The organism is Daejeonella sp., from assembly GCF_036405355.1.
Lineage (GTDB): Bacteria > Bacteroidota > Bacteroidia > Sphingobacteriales > Sphingobacteriaceae > Daejeonella.
Genome location: NZ_DASWXT010000074.1, coordinates 1 through 2092, shown reverse-complemented (window position 1 = coordinate 2092; position 2092 = coordinate 1). Strand labels below are relative to the sequence as shown.

Genomic DNA, 2092 nt, shown 5'->3' with positions numbered 1-2092 from the left:
TGTCAATTGCATGATTTTATTTTTTTGTCTTACTCATTTTAGATTTAGCTTCCCTAACTTCATCCTTGGAATAGAAGATTTTGGCATGGGAAACAATCTCTGATTCAATTAATTTAGATTGTCTGTTAAGAGCTCCGATTTGCTTTTTAAGTTTGATAATTTGCTTTCGGATATTATCTAATTTTCGCACCTCATATCGATACGTACTTTGACCATCACCTTCGTCTAAATATCTCGTCCAATGTTTCATGATGTAGGATTGATTTGGATATTATTAAGAAAAAAATCAACTGTAATCGATTGCTGTTTCTTAAACTTATCCAAGCTATAGTTCCAGGTCTGGAGCAACAAGCCATCAAGCTTAACCAGCAAATCATTCAGATATTCATTCGGGCAATAGAAGAGAAGTTCATGCGCCAGAATAAACCATTCTATATCCGATAAGGGCAAGCTTTTGAGTTTATAATAGCCCAGCATACCAAAAGAACCGTTTCGCATAAAGAGCTCCTCATAAATGCCGGCCATTACAAATAAATGCGTATCCCAACTATTCGGCGGCAACCGTTTCATTTCTTCAAAATGTGGCTGAGTATAGATACAAAGCTCCTCAAACTGTTTCTTGGTAATTTTAATTTTCAGTTTCTTAGGCATAGCATCAGCGGAGATAAGGGTATTTGATCATGTACTCAATTTCCTTGATTACCTCATCCAACATCGGATAAGTTAAATTCACAAAGTGCTGCTGAAACGAATAAATAGGAAAATCCCATTCACCGTTTTTATGCGCACTTATGTTGATGCGTTCCTGATTGATCTGGAGTGCTACCTTCGCCTGATTGTCCTCTAAAGAGTTCAGATCCAGGATAAGTAAACAGATCTTATGTAGCTTCTTCAGCATATTGCTGTCTAATTCAAATGCTGCCATGAATCAACCTCAGTCTTTCAAAAAATTCCATGATATAGTTTCTAAGCGCATCATTCGTATCTCCAGGGAGAACCGGATTAATCCAGAAAACTAATTGCCTGGTAGTTGAATCCTCATGAACCTGAAAGATTTTAAGGTTTTTAATCGTCCTATCCGGATTCCTGCCACCATGATTACTATTCTGATAAAGAGCCATTGTTTTAAAATATTTCTGGTCCTTGTAAGTGCTCTCGATCAGCGCACAAACTCTATACATTTCGGTTCCAAGTCCGTCGTATTTGTCGTCGCCTTCAGTTTTTTCATTCAGAAACTTCATGTAATAGTTTTGATTGCTCCTGAATTCACCTGTTACCGGGTGTGGCCAGGAATGCTTATAGCTGATCCAAAGAACTACCTTAGAGTTGATTGTATCATACTTTGCATTTCCTGCTTTTGCTAAGTGCATTGTCATAATGATAAAATTTACATTGTTAAACATTGATCCCGCGCCGGCCCAACCTCCAGATAAGTACTTATAAGAACTATTCGAACGAATCAGAACCCAATAGCTCCCCCCACCCATCAACCGAAGGTTGAATCCGCATTTTCAAAAAATTCAAAAAAAAGTGAAAACTGTCAGTTTGTCAGAGGTCGAGGCTTGGGGTACTCACTCTATAAACCTTTTTGATGTTCTGATGGTACTTAAAATTTTTTATAAGTACCTGATTAAGAACTTATACAAAAAATTTTCACTGTCTCCTTTTAAAAAAGGCTCCTAAAGGGCCTTGCAACTGTCCTAGGCTATCGCCTAGCCTCAGTATGCCTTCCGTTCGTTGTTCAGGACTGGCAAGCACTGAGGGGCTAAAAGGCGCGTGTACGGGCACCTTTGCATCAGACCGCAAAACTAGTGGGCTTGAAGGTAGATCATGTAATTGATTATAGGCCGGATTGGTGTAGCAAACAATACCGGGTGCAAATTCTACCATCACGCAATTGCAATCACGATCCGGTAATTTTAAAGTGTCCCGCTGTCGGACTTTGAAGATACTGTTGAATGCAGCGCACAAGGTGTTAAAATGATTGATCAACGTCTTGATCACATACTTACTTTCCGCATGGCGTTTAAAATAGCCATAAGTGAATTTCAGCTTAAAGCCGTCAAGCTGGTTACGCTCAAACTTCTTCCGG

At 39.1% G+C, this 2092-nt stretch carries 4 protein-coding genes; all 4 read right to left on the bottom strand.

Going from position 1 to position 2092, the window contains the following annotated elements:
• Positions 1-246: 246 nt before the first annotated feature.
• Positions 247-651 carry a hypothetical protein gene (locus VGE44_RS09445; RefSeq protein WP_331078324.1) on the bottom strand — a complete coding sequence of 135 codons (405 nt, stop codon included), beginning with the start codon at positions 649-651 and terminating at the stop codon, positions 247-249.
• Positions 652-655: 4 nt separating this feature from the next.
• A complete protein-coding gene (locus VGE44_RS09440; protein WP_331078322.1) occupies positions 656-925 on the bottom strand; it encodes a hypothetical protein in 270 nt (89 codons plus the stop codon).
• Positions 912-1370: a hypothetical protein gene (locus VGE44_RS09435; RefSeq protein ID WP_331078320.1), complete on the bottom strand. Its 459-nt coding sequence runs from the start codon at positions 1368-1370 to the stop codon at positions 912-914. Before VGE44_RS09435 ends, VGE44_RS09440 begins: the two co-directional genes overlap by 14 nt.
• A 283-nt stretch (positions 1371-1653) precedes the next feature.
• Positions 1654-2092 (bottom strand): hypothetical protein (locus tag VGE44_RS09430; protein ID WP_331078318.1); only part of this gene is annotated, 439 nt, incomplete at its 5' end.